The 21,511-nt window shown below is 40.4% G+C and carries 15 protein-coding genes; 5 read left to right on the top strand and 10 right to left on the bottom strand.

Features of this window, described 5'->3' with window-relative positions:
* Nucleotides 1–23 precede the first annotated feature (23 nt).
* From M1F14_RS15805 to M1F14_RS15845, 9 genes are all read right to left on the bottom strand, one after another.
* Nucleotides 24–1,091 carry a L,D-transpeptidase family protein gene (locus M1F14_RS15805; protein WP_042844036.1) on the bottom strand — a complete coding sequence of 356 codons (1,068 nt, stop codon included), beginning with the start codon at nucleotides 1,089–1,091 and terminating at the stop codon, nucleotides 24–26.
* A gap of 237 nt (nucleotides 1,092–1,328) precedes the next feature.
* Nucleotides 1,329–1,745: a cysteine desulfuration protein SufE gene (gene sufE, locus M1F14_RS15810; protein ID WP_042844037.1), complete on the bottom strand. Its 417-nt coding sequence runs from the start codon at nucleotides 1,743–1,745 to the stop codon at nucleotides 1,329–1,331.
* 36 nt (nucleotides 1,746–1,781) lie between these two features.
* Complete coding sequence (gene sufS / locus M1F14_RS15815) at nucleotides 1,782–3,020, bottom strand: cysteine desulfurase SufS (protein ID WP_042844038.1); 1,239 nt, start codon at nucleotides 3,018–3,020, stop codon at nucleotides 1,782–1,784.
* Between the two features lie 5 nt (nucleotides 3,021–3,025).
* On the bottom strand, nucleotides 3,026–4,333 hold the full coding sequence (gene sufD / locus M1F14_RS15820) for a Fe-S cluster assembly protein SufD (protein WP_042844039.1): 1,308 nt from the start codon (nucleotides 4,331–4,333) through the stop codon (nucleotides 3,026–3,028).
* Nucleotides 4,308–5,054: a Fe-S cluster assembly ATPase SufC gene (sufC, locus tag M1F14_RS15825; protein ID WP_042844040.1), complete on the bottom strand. Its 747-nt coding sequence runs from the start codon at nucleotides 5,052–5,054 to the stop codon at nucleotides 4,308–4,310. Before sufC ends, sufD begins: the two co-directional genes overlap by 26 nt.
* Before the next feature lie 46 nt (nucleotides 5,055–5,100).
* Nucleotides 5,101–6,600, bottom strand: a complete 1,500-nt coding sequence (gene sufB, locus M1F14_RS15830) for a Fe-S cluster assembly protein SufB (RefSeq protein ID WP_042844041.1) — start codon at nucleotides 6,598–6,600, stop codon at nucleotides 5,101–5,103.
* A gap of 16 nt (nucleotides 6,601–6,616) precedes the next feature.
* Nucleotides 6,617–6,985, bottom strand: coding sequence for a Fe-S cluster assembly scaffold SufA (gene sufA / locus M1F14_RS15835; protein ID WP_042844042.1), 369 nt, complete (start codon nucleotides 6,983–6,985; stop codon nucleotides 6,617–6,619).
* 410 nt (nucleotides 6,986–7,395) lie between these two features.
* Nucleotides 7,396–7,812: a 1,4-dihydroxy-2-naphthoyl-CoA hydrolase gene (gene menI, locus M1F14_RS15840; RefSeq protein ID WP_042844043.1), complete on the bottom strand. Its 417-nt coding sequence runs from the start codon at nucleotides 7,810–7,812 to the stop codon at nucleotides 7,396–7,398.
* Nucleotides 7,812–10,865 carry an FAD-binding and (Fe-S)-binding domain-containing protein gene (locus M1F14_RS15845; RefSeq protein WP_042844044.1) on the bottom strand — a complete coding sequence of 1,018 codons (3,054 nt, stop codon included), beginning with the start codon at nucleotides 10,863–10,865 and terminating at the stop codon, nucleotides 7,812–7,814. The genes menI and M1F14_RS15845 overlap by 1 nt, the downstream gene beginning before the upstream one ends.
* Before the next feature lie 256 nt (nucleotides 10,866–11,121).
* Here M1F14_RS15845 and ydiK point away from each other — a divergent pair, with 256 nt between their 5' ends.
* Complete coding sequence (gene ydiK, locus M1F14_RS15850) at nucleotides 11,122–12,237, top strand: AI-2E family transporter YdiK (RefSeq protein WP_042844045.1); 1,116 nt, start codon at nucleotides 11,122–11,124, stop codon at nucleotides 12,235–12,237.
* Nucleotides 12,238–12,943: 706 nt separating this feature from the next.
* Here ydiK and ppsA read toward each other — a convergent pair.
* On the bottom strand, nucleotides 12,944–15,322 hold the full coding sequence (gene ppsA, locus M1F14_RS15855; protein WP_042844046.1) for a phosphoenolpyruvate synthase: 2,379 nt from the start codon (nucleotides 15,320–15,322) through the stop codon (nucleotides 12,944–12,946).
* A 295-nt stretch (nucleotides 15,323–15,617) separates the two neighbouring features.
* Here ppsA and M1F14_RS15860 point away from each other — a divergent pair, with 295 nt between their 5' ends.
* The 4 genes from M1F14_RS15860 (at nucleotide 15,618) to M1F14_RS15875 (ending at nucleotide 21,433) form a co-directional block, all read left to right on the top strand.
* Nucleotides 15,618–16,439, top strand: coding sequence for a pyruvate, water dikinase regulatory protein (locus M1F14_RS15860; RefSeq protein ID WP_269466240.1), 822 nt, complete (start codon nucleotides 15,618–15,620; stop codon nucleotides 16,437–16,439).
* A gap of 119 nt (nucleotides 16,440–16,558) precedes the next feature.
* Nucleotides 16,559–17,608, top strand: coding sequence for a 3-deoxy-7-phosphoheptulonate synthase (locus M1F14_RS15865; RefSeq protein WP_042844048.1), 1,050 nt, complete (start codon nucleotides 16,559–16,561; stop codon nucleotides 17,606–17,608).
* A 532-nt stretch (nucleotides 17,609–18,140) separates the two neighbouring features.
* Nucleotides 18,141–20,255, top strand: a complete 2,115-nt coding sequence (locus M1F14_RS15870) for a TonB-dependent receptor domain-containing protein (RefSeq protein WP_048607006.1) — start codon at nucleotides 18,141–18,143, stop codon at nucleotides 20,253–20,255.
* Nucleotides 20,256–20,383: 128 nt separating this feature from the next.
* Nucleotides 20,384–21,433, top strand: a complete 1,050-nt coding sequence (locus M1F14_RS15875; protein ID WP_048607004.1) for a hemin-degrading factor — start codon at nucleotides 20,384–20,386, stop codon at nucleotides 21,431–21,433.
* Nucleotides 21,434–21,511: the final 78 nt, after the last annotated feature.

A 21,511-nucleotide genomic window follows, 5' to 3' on the forward strand; every position in this document is an offset into this window, starting at 1 on the left:
AATAGGCCCTTATTTTATTGAAATTATTGCGTTATTGCAGAAGAGCGGTACTTAGCCGGTAGCAATGCACCAACTTTACCATCATAGATAGGTTCAGGTTGTGAGATACTAAAGGGTTCAATAGGAACTAAACCTTGCTGTATTTGGCTTTCAGTATCAGGAATACTATTACCTTGATCATTATTGACCCTCACAGGCATACCAGAACGCCTTGCCAGTTCTTTTTCTACTAAGCCCTTGTCAACCCCTTCATTTTCTAAAAAACGCTTGAAATCGTCAGACAATTTGATTGGCATCGTTTGTGGGTCATCACTGCTTGTCCGAGATAACGGTTGATGTACTTCAATATAATAGCTTCCATCCGCTTCTTTAGAATATTTCACCGGTTGGTCAATAACTTGGACCCGTGTTCCTTTTGGTACCGTTTTGAATAATGCTTCAATATCATCAGGCCGTAAGCGAATGCATCCCGAACTAACTCTCATGCCAATACCAAAGTCTGCATTAGTACCATGAATTAAATATTCACCTCGACCATAAGATAACCGTAACGCATATAGCCCCATCGGATTTTCTGGTCCCGCAGGAACTACCGCAGGCAAAGTTATCCCCTCTTTGGCATAATTTTTACGAATGTTTGCTGTTGGTGTCCATGTAGGGTCTTTAATTGATTGGCTGACAGATGTCACCATTTCAGGCGTGTCACGCCCCAATTGACCAATACCTATTGGGTAAACAATAACATTTTCACTATTCGCAGGGTAATAATATAAACGAAGCTCAGCGAGGTTAATGACAATCCCCGTTCTTGGTGTAGCGGGTAATAGCATTTGTGCGGGGATGATCAGTTCCTTGCCCGCTTCAGGAAGGTAAGGGTCTGTCCCAGGGTTTGCTTCTAACATACCCAATAAGCCTATTTGGTAATCACTGGCGATAGCTTCTAACGGGCGCCCATCATTTGGTACAACATACGTCAGGTTTTCCCCGATTAGGCGTGTATTACTGTCAGGTAATGGATACTCTTTTGCCTGAGCCGGAGCCAACAAAGCACTCATGACAAACAAACTTACCGCCGTCAAAACTCTTTTCATACCTACTCCAAGGAAAATGGTGTTCTTACAATAATGCAATGATTATTGCTCATAATAGCAACTATCTTGCATATCTTTAATACTAAATAAATATTTTAGTTAATAATTAGCACTGAGCTTATCCATAATAATTAGTCTAATAATAATAACTTAATTAAATACATGAGTTTAGAGTAGCATAGAAAAGAAAAAAGATTGGCTAGGAGAAAGGGAGCAAACTGTACTCCCCTGATATTATTATGCTAATTGACCTGCACGAGCTAAAATTGAGCGGATCATGGCATTTAAGCCTTGTGTACGTGAAGGGGTTAAATGCTGCTCCAATGCTAATTGCTCAAAAAAAGACTTAACATCGAGCCCTAATATTTGTTGCGCGGTTTTGCCTTGAAAAAGAATAATGACAATTGCCACTAGCCCTTTAACTATTGCTGCATCGCTGTCACCAGCAAACATAATAGCCCCGTCCGATTGCTTTTGCATGTCAATCCAAACCTGACTTTGGCAACCTGCAATCAAATTATTATCACTTCTTTGTGCTTCAGTTAAGTCAGGTAAACGTCCACCAAGTTCAATCATATATAAATAGCGTTCTTCCCAATCCTGACAACGGGAAAAGTTACGTAATAACTTATGTTCATCGGGTAATGCGGGCATACTGATTTCCTTTACCAAAACAATCTGTTTTATGTGCTAGCCTAACAATTTTTTAATTCGCTGTAACGCACTGAATAAAGAATCGATTTCTTCTTTGGTCGTGTAAATCCCCACAGAAGCTCGGCACATAGCAGGAACATGATAGTGTTCCATTAATGGTAAAGCACAATGGTGCCCTGTACGTATCGCTATTCCATATCTATCAAGAAAAGACCCGACATCATAAGCATGGTGTTGCCCTAAATTAAATGCCAGTACCCCTTCCCGTTTATCATTACCATATAATGTGACTGACGGTATTTCTTGCAGTTTTTCCGATGCGTATGCCATCACTTGAGCTTCATGAGCAAATACATCCGCCAAATTTAGTGCATTCAAATAATCAAATGCCGCCCCTAAACCTATAATGGCACTAACATTCGGGGTACCTGCTTCAAAACGCCATGGGGCATCAGCAAATGTGATACCTTTGGTCAAGCTGACTTGGCGGATCATCGCCCCACCGCCTTCCCATGGTGGCATATTATCAAGGACCGCTTTTTTACCGTAAAGTACCCCAATCCCTGTCGGCCCATATAATTTATGGCCGGAAAAAACGTAAAAATCACAGTCTAAGGCTTGTACATCAACTTGCTGATGCATAGCACCCTGCGCACCATCAACAAGAATGGCAATCTCACTCCCTTTCGAAGCCGCAATAGCCCTTGCTTGTTTGATGATATCTTGTACAGGGTTAACCGTTCCTAATACATTGGAAATATGCGCAAAACTCAATAAACGAGTGCGAGCATCAATAAATTCATTGAGTGAATCTAGCTGCAACCTTCCATCATCAGAAATCGGAATAACACGGATCTCGAAACCGATTTCTTCAGCCAACATATACCAAGGAACAATATTCGCATGATGTTCCATTTCCGTGATAACTATATTATCCCCTTCATGGAAATACTTGCGGCCAAAGCTATTTGCAACAAGATTAATGCCTTCCGTGGTGCCTTTTACAAAGACAATTTCTTCATTTGATGCAGCATGGATAAAATTAGCCGCTTTTTGGCGCACTTCTTCCATCATCGTGGTTGCATTAGCACTGAGAGTATGAATTCCACGATGTACCGCAGCATAGTGATGCAACGTGAACTCACTTTCTTTCTCAATAACTTGCAGCGGTTTCTGTGCACTAGCAGCAGTATCTAAATACACCAAAGGATGATTATTGATTAGTTGAGATAAGGCAGGAAAGTCCTGCCTTACTGAAGCTACATTGAACAGCATAGGTATTAAACCTCCGCTAAGCGCTGGCGGATGTTTGCCATCACAGCGTGTTTTAATTCTTCCGATTCAATAGATTCTGTTAATTCAGCAGCAAATGCGATAATAATCATATGTTTTGCTGCTTTGCCATCGATTCCCCTTGAACGCAGATAAAATAATTGCTCATCATCGATTCGACCAACTGTTGCACCGTGACCGCATTTTACATCATCAGCATAAATTTCAAGTTGTGGCTTAGTATCAATTTCTGCTTTTTCCCCTAACAATAATGTATTGTTAGTCATTTGACCGTCTGTTTTCAACGCATTTGGCGCAACTTTAATCATACCATTAAACACGGCCTTGCTATTGTCCATAGCAATGACTTTATGCCACTGCTGGCTGTTACAGTAGCCTTTGTTATGCTCAAGATAGGTTCGAGTATCTGCAATTTCACTGCCCTTCGGCAATAGCAAACTATTAAGTTCGAAATCGCTATTTTCCCCATCAAGACGTGCGCTAGTATGGTTACGGGTTAATGAGGCACCGAGTAAAAAACTACTGCTTTTTACTCTGCTATCGCGCCCAACAATAATATCATTGTGCGCAAAATGCTGGGCTTGTTCATTTTCTACATTCAATTTGAAATGGCTAAAATCAGCATTATCACCCACTTCAACGGTTAAACGACTTCCCGTCATGTGAGCTTGACCATTTAAGCTTACAAAATGTTCAATTACCTGTGCTTTACTATTGGCTTCTAAACTTAAGTGGTAACGATATTGGCTAAGATTTGTTGCTTGTGTACCCTGATTACCACTAGAGATATTCAATAAATAAAGTGGTTTTTCAGCAATTTTATTCGCCGATAAAGAAATTACCAACGGTTGCACCGCTAAACTTTCTGTTAAATGTAAAAAAATTTCACTATTAACTGGAGATGGCAGCAAATCTTGGTTATCGAGTAAAGCGACTTGGAATGGCCCCATATCGATAGAACTTAACGCAGAACTATAACGACCATCAACTAACACAATGCGGTATGCATCAATGTGTAGAGCTAAGGCTTCGCATTCCGCTGCAGCAACATCTGCTTCACTAAAACGATACTCCGTTTCTAATACACTATTTAATGGCGTGTAATGCCAGTCTTCATGACGAAATGTAGGTAAACCGACATGCTTTGCCATTTCCCAATGGGTTTTAGCATGTTGTGAGTTCGCCCCATGACGCTGTTCATATAATGTCGCAAAACGTGACATTGCGCGCTCATTGAGCGCAGCAACTTGAGCACGTTTCTCTGCTTTCTCACTGTTGGTCAATAAGCCAGCCATAACCTTGCTCCTCAAGTTTTTTCGCTAAACTGAAATCACCCGATTTGATGATTTTCCCTTGATAAAGCACATGGACAAAATCTGGCTTCACATAATCCAAAATACGCTGATAGTGAGTCACAATTATGAATGAGCGATCAGGCGAACGCAGAGAGTTAACCCCATTTGCCACAATTTTCAACGCATCGATATCCAAGCCTGAATCCGTTTCATCTAAGATACACAGTTGCGGCTCAAGTGCTGCCATTTGCAAGATATCATTACGTTTTTTCTCACCACCAGAGAAGCCTACATTCACTGAACGCGCCAGTAAGTCTTCGGGCATTTCCAATAGTTTGATTTTATCTTCGATAAAGTCTTGGAAATCAAAGCGATCTAAAGCTTCTTGTTGACGATATTCTCTTACCGCATTCACCGCAGTTTGTAGGAAAAACTGATTACTTACACCAGGAATTTCAACGGGATATTGAAAGGCTAAAAAGACGCCCTCACCTGCACGCTCTTCAGGGTCTAGCTCAAACAGGTCTTTACCTTTAAATGTCACTTCACCACTGTCAACTTCATATTCTTCACGGCCTGCGAGAGTGGCTGACAATGTACTTTTACCAGAACCATTCGGCCCCATGATGGCGTGGACCTCCCCTGGTTTTACTTCCAGAGATAACCCTTTTAAAATCTCATTCCCTTCTACACTCACGTGTAAGTTTTTAACACTTAACATATTCACATGCCTTTAGCGCTTAAGCGCAAATAAACTCATATTAGGATCAGCCAACGCTGTGTTCTAAGCTGATCGCCAGCAATTTTTGTGCTTCTACGGCAAATTCCAACGGAAGCTCCGAGAACACATCCTTACAGAAACCATTTACAATCATTGAAATGGCATCATCTTCGCTAATGCCACGTTGTAAACAGTAAAACAGCTGGTCTTCCCCTATACGTGAGGTTGTTGCTTCATGTTCTAATTGTGCCGTATTATTTTTTACTTCCACATAGGGAAAAGTATGTGCTCCGCATTGTGTCCCTATTAACATAGAGTCACACTGGGTAAAGTTACGCGCGTTATGAGCACTCGGTAAAATTTTCACTAATCCGCGATAACTGTTCTGACTTTTACCTGCTGAAATCCCCTTGGAAATAATTGTAGAACGCGTATTTTTCCCAATATGGATCATTTTCGTTCCAGTATCAGCTTGTTGATTACCATTGGTTAATGCAACGGAGAAAAATTCACCTACTGAGTTATCACCTTTGAGAATAACACTTGGGTATTTCCATGTAATAGCAGAACCGGTCTCAGACTGTGTCCATGACATTTTAGAATTTTCACCTTCGCATAATGCACGTTTAGTCACGAAGTTTAAAATCCCACCCGTTTCGCTATCACCACCAGAAAACCAATTTTGCACCGTTGAATACTTCACTTCTGCATCTTTGTGAATAATCACTTCAACCACAGCAGCATGGAGCTGGTAGCTATCACGGACAGGCGCTGAACACCCTTCGATATAACTCACGTAGCTCCCTTCATCAGCGATGAGGATAGTACGTTCAAATTGGCCTGTTTTCGCCGCATTAATCCTAAAATAGGTTGAAAGCTCCATAGGACAATGCACCCCTTTCGGGACATAAACAAACGTACCATCTGATGCAACCGCAGCATTGAGTGCCGCAAAAAAGTTGTCATGACTTGATACAACAGTACCTAGGTATTTTTGTACCAGTTCTGGATATTCTTGGATCGCTTCACTAAACGAACAAAAAATAACGCCATGTTTGGCAAGGTCATCACGATATGTCGTCGAAACGGAAACCGAGTCAAAAATAGCATCAACCGCGACGGCTTTCCCTTCACGAACCGGAACACCTAGTTGATTAAACGCTTCTTCAACTTCTGCCGTTAAATAACTATTGGTTTCAGCAACACCAGTACCTTGAGTTGCACCTGATTGAGAACCGCACGTATCATCACACGCACCACATGATGGTGCAGAGTAATAGCTATAATCTTGATAATCTAAGCTTGGATAATTCGCCTTAAGCCAATGTGGCTCCTCCATGCCTTTCCAATGATTAAAAGCATCGAGGCGGAATTGTAGCATCCACTCTGGTTCATTACGTTTTGCTGAAATGGCGCGGATCACATCTTCGTTGATCCCTTTTTCCATTTCATCCGTTGCGACTTCAGTAAAGAAGCCTTCTTTATAACGCTGGTCATCAAGCCAGCTTTGAACATCATCGCCAACTTCTACATTGCTCTGTGACATAATCTGACTTCACATGTTAAACGCCGAAGCTTTCACCACACCCACAGGCATGTTGTGCTTTCGGGTTATTGAATTTGAAAATTTGATTCAGCCCTTCTTGGACAAAATCAACGACTGTACCATCAATAAATGGCATTGCTTCTTTTGGCACATAAAGACGTGCGCCATCGAGTTCAAATAACAGGTGTTGGTCTGTTGGGTTTTCGATCATTTCAAATACATAACCGAAACCTGCGCAGCCAGACTGTTTTACGCCCAGTGAAAGCCCTTTCGTATTTGGGTTTTGCACCATCAATTTTTTGATTTGTTTTGCAGCGCTTTGTGTCAGGCTAACTCCCTGCCAACTGTTTTCATCAAATGAAAATGTCTCTACACCGTCAGTCATATTGACCCCACATTTCTTATGGCTTTTCAGCCTGTTATCAGGAGATTAACTCTGTCTACCCTATGGTAATGATTAGCTATTCTACTTCAACCATTTGTTTTAAGAGGTTATAGCTATTTTAGTTCTTTTTTTATTCATTATGAGCTTATCGAATCACCAATAATGTCTTTCTTATCACTTAACTTATTGAAATAAGAAAAATAAAATAGAACTATTTTTTTATTTGATTTTGTACTGAATAATACAATTAAATGACACAAATTAATAAAGATGTATTTATTATACAACTTTATTAATGCGATAAAAAACGAATTTACGGATAAAACAGCAGATAAAAACACTACTAATAGGAAGGTTATTGGTGGCTTTTAGCTACTCAAAGCCTACAAGCCACCTAAACATAGCTGTGATTATTCAAATAATACCGCAGTCGTTAGACGGGAAGTACAACACAGTTTTCCTTGTTCATTGAATATTTCAATATTCCAAACTTGCTGGCGACGCCCTAAGTGAATAGGTTTGCAAATGCCTTTAACAACCCCCGAACGCGCTGCACGGACATGGTTTGCATTAATTTCTAGGCCAACCACTCTTTGCTCACCTTCCGTACATAAATAACCCGCTATTGACCCTAAAGACTCAGCAAGCACCACGGAAGCGCCACCATGAAGTAAACCAAACGGTTGTTTAGTTCGCTCATCAACAGGCATTGTTCCCTCTAAATAATCATCACCAAATGCTGTGATCTCAATACCAATATGCCCTAACATGCACGTTTTTGACATTTCAGCTAATTGTTGCAAATTAAATTGACGTTTCCAAATCATTAAACTATCTCCAACAGTGCTTGAATCGGGTGTTTTATAACTGTATTTTCCATACGCTTCACTTGGCTACGGCAAGAATAACCGGGGCTTAAGCAACGCTCTTTTGGTAAAGAGGCCATCGCTCCTTTCCAAGATAAGTTATAAATTCCTTTGGAATTTTCAAGGTTTGCCACTTCATGACCGTAAGTTCCCGCCATTCCACAGCAACCCACACTGACATTATTCAGTTTGTGGCCAAAACGTGCAAATAAGCTTGCCCATTGGCTCGCACTATTTGGTAAAGCCGTTGATTCCGTACAATGCCCAAAAAAGTACCAAGGCTCAGCTGCATTTACTTTGGCATTTTGTGGTGCAGGTAAACTCACTAACCATTCATGAGCCAACATTACAGTAAACTGGCACTGTTCTTTTCCTAAAATTTCATGGTATTCATCGCGATAACATAAAACTAATGCAGGGTCGACGCCAACCATGGGTAACTTTAATTTTGCTACGCGATTTAAAAAGTCTGCGGTTCTACGTGCTGTTTTCGCAAATTTTGCCAAAAAACCCTTAATATGCTGCGCCTTACCATTCGGTGAAAATGGTAATAAAACAGGTTTATAGCCCAATTTTTCAATTAATCGCACAAAATCTGCGACCACTTTCGCATCGTAATAGCTGGTGAAAGGGTCTTGTACTACCAACACGTATTTTTCGCGCTGAGCAGCCCCCATACCTTCTAGTTGCTCGAGTGTTACTGACACCGCAGTATGCCCCAAAAGCTCTTGTTTCAATGTAGGCTGAGAAAATAAGGGTAAATCAACCATACCTATCGTGTGTTGGCTAAGCTTTTGCACTATTGGCTGACGTAAAAAGAAATTAAATACACCTGGTACCTTAGAGAATAATGGTGCACTGCTCTCTACGTTAGCAACAATATGATCACGCACAGGGCGTAAGTAGCGACCGTGATATAAGGCTAAAAATTTCGCTCTAAATGAAGGTACATCAATTTTGATTGGGCACTGTGTTGAGCAGGCTTTGCAAGCAAGGCACCCGGCCATTGATGCTTTTACTTCGTGAGAAAAATCGTAATCTCCTTGCTTTGCCCGCCAAGTATTACGCGTTTTCTCAATTAAACCACGTAAGGAAGGTGAGTCTTGCTTAATGCCCTTTTCGAGGTAGTCCGGAGTCACTCCTTGATCTGCTAATAGCCTTAACCATTCTCGAACAAGTGTTGCACGACCTTTAGGTGAATGAATGCGCTGACCACTCACTTTCATCGACGGGCACATAGGGCTTTTAACATCAAAATTAAAACATAGCCCATTCCCATTACACTCCATAGCTCCCCGAAATTGCTCGCGAACCTGAACAGGGATTTGCCTATCATAAGTGCCTCGTTTGATATCATCGACCTGTTTCATTGGAGCATCAAGCCCTGCTGGAGGGCAAATCTTCCCAGGGTTCAAACGGTTGTCTGGGTCAAATGCCGCTTTGATGTTACGTAATTCGCTATACAGTACGTCCCCAAAAAACTCAGGGCTATATTGTGCGCGAAAACCTTTACCATGCTCTCCCCACAGCAACCCACCATATTTAGCTGTTAATGCAACAATTTCATCAGAAATTTGTTTCATCAATATTTCTTGTTGTGGATCACACATATCTAGAGCTGGCCGAACATGTAATACCCCCGCATCGACATGCCCAAACATGCCATAATTCAGATTATGGCCATCGAGTAGCGCTCGGAACTCAACAATATAATCAGCTAGATGCTCTGGTGGTACACAAGTATCTTCTACAAATGGAATTGGTTTTGCCGCACCTTTACTATTACCTAACAAGCCAACTGCCTTTTTACGCATATTATAAATGCGAGTTATATCATCAAGGTCATGACAAGTTTGATAGCCAATCACACCCGCTTGATTATTTGCCATTAACTCATCAAGTCGTTGGCACAAACTGTCTGTCAGCTGGTTAATTTCACTTTCATCATCGCCACTAAATTCAACGATATTAAGACCTAACATTTCTTTATTAGGAATATCAGTAATTAATGCTTTTACAGAGTGCCAAACGATATCTTCACGGGCTAGATTCAGCACTTTAGAATCGACGGTTTCAACAGATAATGCTTTAGCATCAACCATAAAAGGGGCATTACGCAGTGCTGACTCAAAAGAGTCATATTTTACGTTAACCAGCCTGCGTACTTTTGGCAATGGCGTGATATCAAGGGTGGCTTCAGTAATAAACGCTAAAGACCCCTCTGAACCCGTCAAAATGCGGGTAAGGTCAAATTCAGTTAATTCATCATTAAAAACATGACGTAAGTCGTAGCCTGTCAGAAAACGATTTAACTTTGGGAATTTTTCTTCAATTAATGGCCGCTGTTCTAAGCAGCGTTCTAGTACCGTTTTATAAATACGCCCGACAATAGAATCCTCGGACGCAATCGATTGGGCGAGTTCGATAGGCATAGCACGAGTATCAATGCACTCCCCCCCTAATACCATGGCTTTAACACCTAAAACGTGGTCGGATGTTTTACCGTAGACTAATGAACCTTGCCCTGATGCATCGGTGTTGATCATTCCCCCCAAGGTTGCACGGTTACTGGTCGATAGCTCAGGAGAGAAGAAATAACCATAAGGTTTTAAAAATTGGTTTAACTGATCTTTGATTACGCCAGCTTCAACTTTGACCCAACCTTGCTCGGGGTTTATTTCTAAAATACGATTCATATAGCGGGACATATCCACGACAATCCCTTCTGTTAAGGATTGCCCGTTAGTCCCTGTACCACCACCTCTTGGCGTAAAGCTAAGTTCACGATATTTGGATTGCCCGGCTACGCGTGTAATAATTTGTACATCTGCACTAGAACGCGGGAAAACAACCGCTTGAGGCAATAGTTGATAAATACTGTTGTCTGTCGCCATGGATAACCGTTCAGCGTAGCTGGTACCGTTATCACCAGTAAAACCTTGTTCTTGTAGCTCATGCAAGAACTCAATGACTAATTGACTAAGATGAGGAGCTTCTGATATACGCGGGATCATTATTAACGATGACTCTTGTTGTTTAGTGTTCGCATTACTCGTTATGTACTATCTTTACTTTAAGTTGCACAATAGCGTCTCAGGTTTATGACTTATTACCTTCACAGCTAGTAAAAACGGTACAGCCGCTGATGACATTGTCATAATGAACCATATCACAATATTGTTTTTTTTAATCGTGAAAAATAATTTCGTTATTTTCACCTAAAAATTTGCCGTATAAGCAGAATTTTCATTTATTAAGGATCAATCATTAATGGAAAAATCGCAAAAACGTTTGGATCTCCCCAAACTTATTTTCGGCCTATTGTCCATCATCTTAATGATAGCCGCCTGTTTTTGGGTACTTAATCCCTTTATTCTTGGCTTTGTATGGGCAGGGATGATGGTTATTGCAACATGGCCACTATTATTACGGCTAGAAGCGCGCTTATGGCGTAAGCGTTGGCTAGCTGCATTAGTGATGGTTCTTCTTATATTACTGTTGTTTGTTATCCCATTAGGGGTTTTGATTGGAAGTATTATTGATAATAGCACTCCATTGATTGATTTAGCCAAGTCCCCTTCAAGCCTGACATTACCAGAGCTAGAATGGCTAAATACCATACCGATGGTAGGCGAAAAAATTTATTACGCATGGCATAGCCTTGTAGCAAGTGGCGGTAACGCCCTACTCGCAAAAATCCAACCTTACTTTGGTCAAGCCGCGGGGTGGTTCGCCACACAAGCGATCAGCGCAGGGCGCTTTGTGTTTCATTTAATCTTAATGTTACTGTTTAGCGGCTTACTTTACCTTAAGGGTGAATCTGTCATGTTAGGCATACGTCACTTTGCTGTGCGCCTTGCAGGCATGCGTGGTGATGCAGCTGTTTTATTAGCAGCTCAATCAATAAGAGCGGTGGCATTGGGCGTCGTCGTGACAGCGTTAATCCAAGCTATTGTCGGTGGGATTGGCCTTGCACTTTCTGGCATTGGTTATGCTGCAATCCTCACTGTTTTACTGTTTATCTGCTGTGTTGCTCAAATAGGGCCGCTGTTGATTATGGTGCCATCTGTTATATGGTTATTTTGGACTGGTGATACCACTTGGGGAATTATTCTCGCCATTTGGGCTGCGGTTGTGGCAACAATGGACGGTGTTCTTCGTCCTTGGTTGATTAAAATGGGTGCCGATTTGCCGATGGTACTAATCTTAGTTGGGGTTATCGGGGGTATCTTATCATTCGGGATGATAGGCCTATTTATCGGTCCCGTTGTATTAGCTGTTTCATATAGTTTATTAAAAGCATGGATGAATGAGGTAGCTATGCCTAATGAGAACTTAGCTGAAACAGAGAAATTTCTTGAAGATGTGTTCATGATTAAGAAATAGTTGCAATTAATTGAAACAGGCATGTTGTCGATATACATGTCTGTTTCATTAATGATTTCATTTCTCATTAATATTTAGAAACAATATTTAACATTCTAATGTTAGTATTTAGCCTAATTTATGTTAACATAATTCTATTGGAATAATTCTCTTAAGTAACAACAAGTAAGTTTATTATTGAGAGTGTTCTTAATGCTTGTATAATATAAATACTTTATTATCTAGCCATTGAATCAAACAAACATGAAAAGCCATGCTCCCCCCTTAAAGCACGGTTTTATTAACCAAATTGCTGTGTGTAGTCTTTGCCTGTCAGCCCATGATAGGCTTTTTTTTTATCTAGTTCCTCAATATGAAAATTATTCACATCAAAATTAAATCATCTGTTTTATAAGTATTGATAAGAATCAACTTCTGGTATCAAACATAAGTAAATATACTCCTTTAGCGTTATATATAACCCGCACTATTATTACTTTCATGAGCTTTATAATTAAAGTACATTTAATTACTCATTATACGTGTTATTGATTTGGAATAATTATGTTTATGTACGCAAAAAGAATTGCATAATCATTCAATCCAGTTATTTAGTATGAAATAACTCAATAATAGCTATTAACTATTGTAATAATAGATAATTTAAATTAATAAAAAAAGCCGAAAGGTTTTCACCTCTCGACTTTCATTATTAGCTCAGTAATGATTACTGATTTTCAGCGATCGTTAACCAAGTTTGCACGACAGTGTCTGGGTTTAAAGATAAACTATCAATACCTTCATCAACTAACCACTGAGCGAAGTCTTGGTGATCTGAAGGACCTTGCCCACAAATACCAACATATTTATTTTGGCGTTTAGCTGCTTGTATTGCCATCGATAGCATTGCCTTAACCGCGTCGTTTCGCTCATCGAATAGCTCAGAAACAACACCAGAATCCCTATCAAGGCCTAATGTTAATTGAGTCATATCGTTTGAACCAATAGAGAACCCATCAAAGTGCTCAAGGAATTGGTCAGCCAGCAAAGCATTCGATGGTATTTCACACATCATAATCACTTTTAAGCCGTTCTCTCCGCGCTTAAGGTCATGTTTTGCCATCTCCGCAATGACAGCCTCAGCTTGTGCGACAGTACGCACAAACGGGATCATTACCTCAACGTTCGTGAGCCCCATAGTATTACGCACGCGCTTAACGGCTTCGCATTCCAACGCAAAACATGCACGGAAGCTATCAGAAACATAACGCCCTGCACCACGGAAACCAAGCATAGGGTTTTCTTCTTCAGGCTCATAAATATCCCCACCGACTAAATTGGCATATTCATTTGATTTGAAGTCTGATAAACGCACAATAACGCGTTTTGGCCAGAAGGCTGCTGCTAACGTTGAAATACCCTCGGTTAATTTGCCCACATAGAACTCGATTGGGTCGTCATAACCGGCCATCATTTCGCGGATTTCAGTTTGTAATTCAGGAGACTGTTCATCAAATTCTAACAATGCTCTTGGGTGAACACCAATCATGCGATTGATGATAAACTCCAGTCTCGCTAAACCAACACCTTCATTTGGCAAACAAGCAAAATCAAATGCACGGTCAGGATTACCCACATTCATCATGATTTTGACACCAAGGCTTGGCATTTCACTCACTTCAGAACTGTGAATTTCAAATTCCAACTTGCCTTGGTAAACAAAGCCAGTATCACCTTCCGAGCAGGAAACAGTGACTTCTTGACCTTCTTGTAAACGGTCAGTTGCATCACCACAACCAACGACAGCAGGTATCCCTAGCTCACGAGCGATGATAGCGGCATGGCAAGTACGCCCACCACGATTAGTGACAATCGCAGCAGCTTTTTTCATGATTGGCTCCCAGTCAGGGTCTGTCATGTCTGTAACTAAGACATCACCAGCCTGAATGCGATCCATCTCACTTAAATTATGAATCACTTTTACTACACCGGAACCAATGCGGTGACCAATAGCACGCCCTTCAACTAAAACCTGTCCTTGCTCTTTGAGTTGATAGCGTTCCATGACTTGTTGATTTGAACGCACTGTTTCTGGTCTTGCTTGGACAATATATAAACGCCCATTATGGCCATCTTTAGCCCACTCAATATCCATTGGACGACCATAATGCTTTTCAATCTGTAAAGCTTGACGAGCGAGCTCTTCAACTTCATGGTCAGCCAGAGAGAAACGATTGCGTAGGGTTTCTGGCACATCTTCAATCTGAACTTGTTTACCGTGCTCTTTACTATCGGCATACACCATTTGTAGTTTTTTAGAGCCTAGAGTACGGCGTACAATCGCAGGGCGGTTATTTTTCAAGGTTGGTTTATGGACATAAAACTCATCCGGATTTACCGCCCCTTGTACCACCATTTCACCTAGGCCATAAGCTGAGGTAATGAAAACTACCTGATCAAAACCAGATTCGGTATCAATAGTAAACATCACGCCCGAAGATGCTAAATCAGAGCGTACCATTCTTTGCACACCCGCCGACAGAGCTACTCCACGGTGATCGTAACCTTGGTGAACACGATACGAAATAGCGCGGTCATTAAACAACGAAGCAAAAACATGTTTAATCGCCACTAATACAGCATCAATCCCTTGAACATTAAGGAATGTCTCCTGTTGCCCCGCAAATGAAGCATCAGGCATATCCTCTGCGGTTGCTGATGAGCGAACAGCAAATGATGCTTCGGCTTCCCCTTCTGAAAGTTGAGCGAACGCGTCACGAATATCTTGTTCCAACTCCTTCGTCAATGGCGTATCAATCACCCATTGACGGATCTGAGCACCTGCAACAGCCAGTTGGTTCACATCATCAATATCCGTTTCATCTAGCAGGTTATAAATGCGTTGATTTACACCGCTCTGCTCCAGAAAATCATTAAACGCCTGTGCGGTTGTCGCGAAACCGTTAGGTACGGATACACCCAGATCAGATAAGTTTGTGATCATTTCACCTAAGGAGGCATTTTTACCGCCAACCCGGTCAACATCATTCATCCCTAATTGGTTATACCAAAGTACATTACACGGAGTAAGGCCATTTGTGGACATTGAAAGTGATCCTTTTATAGCAATTTAGTGACAGAGTACAAATCGTAAAAAATCTCATTGGCGAAAATTCGCCTCGTGAAATAGACTAGCACAGACATTAGTAGAAGATGGACTGGTGAATCGTTCCATCAAATAAGAAAAATGTTTTGTTCTAAAAATCGCTCAAATAATGGCTATACTTTCCCTTATAAACTAATTTTTAAACTTTAAACAAAGATAATATCTCTATAAAACTAGTGATAAATACAATAAAAGATAAATAACAATGAATAAATTAGATTCGATGAACAACCCAATACAAAGAACTGTTTTCTTTATTTCAGATGGTACAGCTATCACTGCTGAAACTCTGGGGCATGCTGTCCTTTCACAATTTCCACTAGCTTTTATTTCTTATACCCTGCCTTTCGTTACCACGCCGGCCCGCGCACAAGAAATAAAACAAAAAATTGATACCATATTTGAAGAAACACAACTTCGCCCATTAGTGTTCTATTCGATTATTTCCCCTGAAGTTAGGCAAATCATCACGCAAAGTTCTGGTTTTTGCCAAGATATTGTCCAAAGTTTAGTTGCTCCAATCCAAAAAGAAGTTGGCCTTGAACCAGAACCTAAGCTCAATCGTACGCACGGCTTGTCAATGCAAAATATGATCCAATACGATGCTCGTATTGCAGCCATTGAATATACACTCGCACATGATGATGGTATTTCTCTGCGTAATTTAGACCAAGCTCAAGTCATTCTTATCGGTGTTTCTCGCTGTGGCAAAACCCCTACCAGCCTATATTTAGCTATGCAATTTGGCATTCAAGCCGCCAATTATCCATTTACTGCTGATGATATGGACAATCTAAAGCTCCCCGTGGCTCTTCGCCCTTATACCCACAAATTATTTGGCTTAACGATTAGCCCTGAACGTTTAGCCGCTATCCGTGAAGAACGCCGTGAAAATAGCCGTTATGCATCGATAAGGCAGTGCCGTATTGAAATTGCTGAAGTCGAAGCATTATTTAGGCAGAATAAAATCAACTACTTAAATACAACTAACTACTCAGTGGAAGAAATTTCAGCAAAAGTGATTGATACAATGGGTTTACAGAGACGTATATTTTGATAAAAAATATAAAATATAATTGATACAAATTACTTTGTAGGTTGAAATTAAGCCATTTTCGTTTATTGTGATCTTTATCACTGATACGGCATCTGCCTATTAAAGTTTTGAGAACCAAAATGCAAAAAACTGATGAATTACGCACTGCAAGAGTGGACAGTTTAATTACACCACAAACTCTCGCTGATGAATTTCCTATTTCCCAAAAGGTTGCCAATAACGTGACAGCGTCACGTAAGCGCATAGAACAGATCTTATCGGGGGAAGACCCGCGTTTACTTGTTATCGTCGGTCCTTGCTCAATTCATGATATTGACGCGGCAATTGAATACGCGACAAAGCTGAATGTATTAAGGGAACGTCATCAAAACCGCTTAGAAATTGTTATGCGGACTTATTTTGAAAAACCGCGCACCGTTGTTGGCTGGAAAGGGCTAATTTCTGACCCAAATTTAGATAACTCCTGCCAAGTCAATACAGGGATACGCCTCGCGCGAAAATTACTAATAGAAGTTAACCAGCTTGGTTTAGCAACAGCAACTGAGTTTCTCGACATGGTTACGGGCCAATATATTGCTGACCTTATTAGTTGGGGGGCTATTGGTGCGCGAACGACAGAAAGCCAAATTCACCGCGAAATGGCTTCTGCGCTCTCCTGCCCTGTTGGTTTTAAAAATGGTACAGATGGCAATATTAATATTGCTATTGATGCAATTAGAGCCGCAAAAGCACAACATATGTTTTTGTCCCCAGATAAAAACGGCCAAATGACCATCTACCAAACCAGCGGTAATCCACATGGCCATATTATTATGCGCGGGGGGAAACAACCGAATTATTCTGCTGGGGACTTAGCCGCAGCCTGCGATAAGCTGCGCAAATTTGAACTGCCAGAGCATTTAGTCGTCGACTTTAGTCATGGTAATTGTCAAAAAATTCACCGCCGTCAATTAGAAGTCGCTCGGGATATTGCAGAGCAAATAAAGGATGGCTCTACCGCGATAAGCGGTGTAATGGCTGAAAGCTTTTTAATTGAAGGCACACAGAAAGTCATCGCTGACCAAGCTTTAGTTTATGGTCAATCGATTACTGACCCATGCCTTGGCTGGGAAGATACTGAACAACTCATTGAAATCCTTTCTCAAGCGGTTGATTCTCGCTTCAAATAGCCTAGCTTAGTATCAAACATTTCTATCACGCCCTTTAGTTATATTCTAATTAAAGGGCTTTTTAATATAAAATAACAATAACACTCAATTAAATATAATTAATTTATATTAATAACTGTTTATTTAAATTAAAAGCACAGATTAAATCAAAAAAACTCTTGACCACTCAAACCTTAACGATAATAATTCTCACTACAGCTCGTTTTATCTATTAGCTCACTGTAAAACAACGCCATTATTTCTATTAATGACTATAAAAGACGATAAACAATAGGTTAAGTCCCCATAAAAATTCGGGTATGTATTCATCTAAGGTGCTTACTAAATTGAAATGGAGCTCTTTGTTTATTGGCAATAAATAGCAAATATAACAATGGATTGTTTTATATCGCTATCAAATTTATCAACCAAAAGGCGGGGTTGATAATAAACGCTAATAAATAAAAACGTTATATAAAATACTTTTAGCATGCCACCCAGATAATCTATCCAGGCAGCCAGCGTAACCTAAAATATAAGGAAAGGACTTCCTATGCAGTTTAAACCGATGCCTGCATCTATATTCCAAGAAAAAAAATTCCCTATTTCAACACTCACCATCGCTATTACTTTAGCCGGGTTGAGCCATTCCGTATTAGCTCAAGATGTTATCCAAGTTTCAGCCTCCCCCTTCGGTTTTGAAGAAATTGCCGTGGCTGAGCAAGTTGATGTGATTGACGCCCAAGCGCCTGAACAACAATCTGCAACTTCTGCCTTGGATTTACTAAAAGGCCAACCCGGCGTATTTGTCTCTGGGTCTAATAGCACTTATGGCCAAGGCATTCAAATGCGAGGGTATGACTCTCGGGGGGTAAAAGTCACAATAGATAACATCACTCAAGATTTTAACTCAGGGTTATATGATGCCACTTTTATCGACCCGACTTTGATTAACAAAGTGTATATCCACAAAGGCTCCGCATCAGTTCATCATGGTGGAGGTGCTCTCGCTGGGGTGGTCGCATTCAAAACATTAAATGCCGCCGATATTTTAAAACCGGGGCAAAAATTAGGTGGGCGAGCGTTTAGCGGCATTAACCGTAATGACCATAGTTACTATGCAGGCGCAACTTTATTAGGTCGTTCTGAGTCATTTGACACATTGCTCAGTTACAGTCAGCGTAAAAAGCATATTATGGGTTCTCCCGAATTTGAGCTGGCACATAATGTTGAAAAAATCCATAACTGGATGCTCAAAACTACTTGGCTACCACACCCATCTTACAACCTAACATTACAGTTAAAAGAATATCGAAACGATAGCCTGAGCTTAAAACAACCGGCAAAACCCACGGAAAAAACTAAGTATCCGAACGCCCCCCATGAAAGGCAAAGCCACCAGCGGGATATTGCAATTAATCAGTATTTTAAGCCGCAAAACAGCTTAAATTGGCAAGCTGAATGGAGTGTTTATTATACCGACTTGTATTTAGACCAAACTGATACCATCAAAATTATCAAAAAGCCTGGTGAATATGGCCCTGAGGAACGCAACCAATATACCTATGGGACTAAATTTTCTAATAGCGTCTCTTTACCAATGTATAACTGGGTAAACCACTATATTCAAAGTGGTTTTGAATATTACCAACAGAAACAAACATCAAATCAATATGCAATCAGCTATCCGCCATCAGAATTGTCTAACATGTCTGGCTGGCTGGTAAATGATATGACTTTGCATCATTTACCCATCACTTTCTCCGCAGGGACACGTTTCACCCAGTACCAAGCTTCTAGAGAGAATTTCCCTGAAAACAAGCATACTAACTGGTCATCTCGCTTTGCTGTAAGTGCAACCCCTACTAGCTGGTTAAATCTTCATTCATCTTATGCTGAAAGTTATCGGACACCACGAATGTCGGAGCTTTATAACAATTCAAACCATTTCACTATTCCTTGGGTTCGTATTGCCTCTAATTTTCGTCCATCGCCTGACTTAAAACCTGAGACCAATAAAACACTCGAAATGGGTATGAAATTCAGCTTTGATAATTTAATTTCCGATAATGACCATCTTCAATTTGGGTCCACTTATTTTAATACCAAAGCTAAGCAGTATATTGCCCTTAGCGGTAGTTATAACCGAAGATTGGGAGTGTGGTTCCCCGATGAGCTGTATTATATTAATATCCCTTCTGCATCTATTTATGGCATAGACAGCTTTGTAAGCTATAAAACACACTGGTTTGAGTTGAATATTAACCACAACAAAACAACTGGAAGTGAAGATGACACTCATTATTCCCTTTCATCAATACGCCCCGAGACTATAACTACTCGATTCAATGCTCCTATTGCAACTACTGGCTTTCATGTTGGTTGGATTGGCGAATTTACTGCAAAAACACAATTTCAGGGTAATGACAAATATAAATTATACAACCACAGATCAGAAGATGGTTTAGATCGCTACCACAAAGAAGTTGTTCAATATAAAGGTTATCAATTACATGATTTTTATGTGAATTATCAAGCTGATGAATTCATTAAAGGGTTAAGTTCCACGCTTACTATGAAAAATGCCTTTGATAAACAGTATATCTCTTCCATGGGGGTCCCACAGGAAGGTAGGAATTTTTACTTTAACGTAAATTATAACTGGTAATTTAGTAACAAATAATAGTTAACAACCAATAAGTTATGTTATCAGCTAATTTCATAGCGCAAATTACTATGTCCTTATACGAAATTAGTTGATAACACTTTACTCTACTTAACCTTAAGGAAATTATTTTGAATTCAAATAGCTATAGCGATTACCAAAAAATACGAAAAGAGCATAAGGGTATATATGCGCGCGAAATAGCAGCACAACTAAATATTTCAGAAGCACAGCTTCTTCATTGCCGCGTTGGTCAAGATAACGTGCAAAGGTTATCTGGAAAAATGCCTGATATCTTGCAAAGTTTAGCATCCATCGGGGTGGCAAAAGGGGTTACCCGTAATGAGTACGCCGTTAATATTCAAATTGGTCAATATGATAATGCAAGGCTCAGCTCACATGCGGGTTTATTTCTCAATCCTCGAGCTCTTGACCTTAGAATGTTCTTTGCTCAATGGCGTTCAGCATTCTCATTAGTAGAAGAAACAACTGAAGGCCTACGTCATAGCATTCAGTTTTTTGACAAACATGGTGATGCCTTACACAAAGTTTTTACCACAAAGTCGACGAATCTCGATGCATGGCAAACATTGATTAAACAATATGTTACATCAGAAAACCGCCCTCTCACCATCCATGAAGTCAAACCGTTTTCTGAACGGTCGATTGATCGTGAACTTGCACAAAAACTAGAACAAGAATGGCGCAATATGACAGATGTCCACCAATTTTTCACCATCTTAAAAAATAATAATCTAAGCAGACAGCAAGTCTTCCGCGTTGTTAGCCGTAAACTAGCATGGCAAGTCCCTCGCAGTGCATTATCAGGTTTACTGTCACTCGCCCACCAAGCACAAAATGAAATTATGCTTTTCGTTGGTAATCGTGGCTGTGTACAAATTTTCACTGGTAAAATCAGTGAAATAACATCATTAACCGTAGAAAATACCCAAACTCACTGGTTAAACATTATTGGTCTTAATTGCAAACTGCACATTATTGAAAATGGTATCGCTGAATGTTGGGTGACAAGAAAACCGACTAAAGATGGCTTTGTAACAAGCTTGGAGGTTTTTGATACCCAAGGCAATCAGATTATACAAATGTATGGTCAGCGTACTGAAGGCACACCTGAGCAAGATGAATGGTGTAAGCAAGTTTTAGCTTTACCCCATATTTAATAGGGGTAAATAACATGAAACATTGGCTTCTAATCGCCATTTTCCTTGATGTGACAGCCTCATGAAAACATAAAACTC

It is taken from the genome of Providencia sp. PROV003 (genome assembly GCF_045040775.1).
GTDB lineage: Bacteria > Pseudomonadota > Gammaproteobacteria > Enterobacterales > Enterobacteriaceae > Providencia > Providencia huashanensis.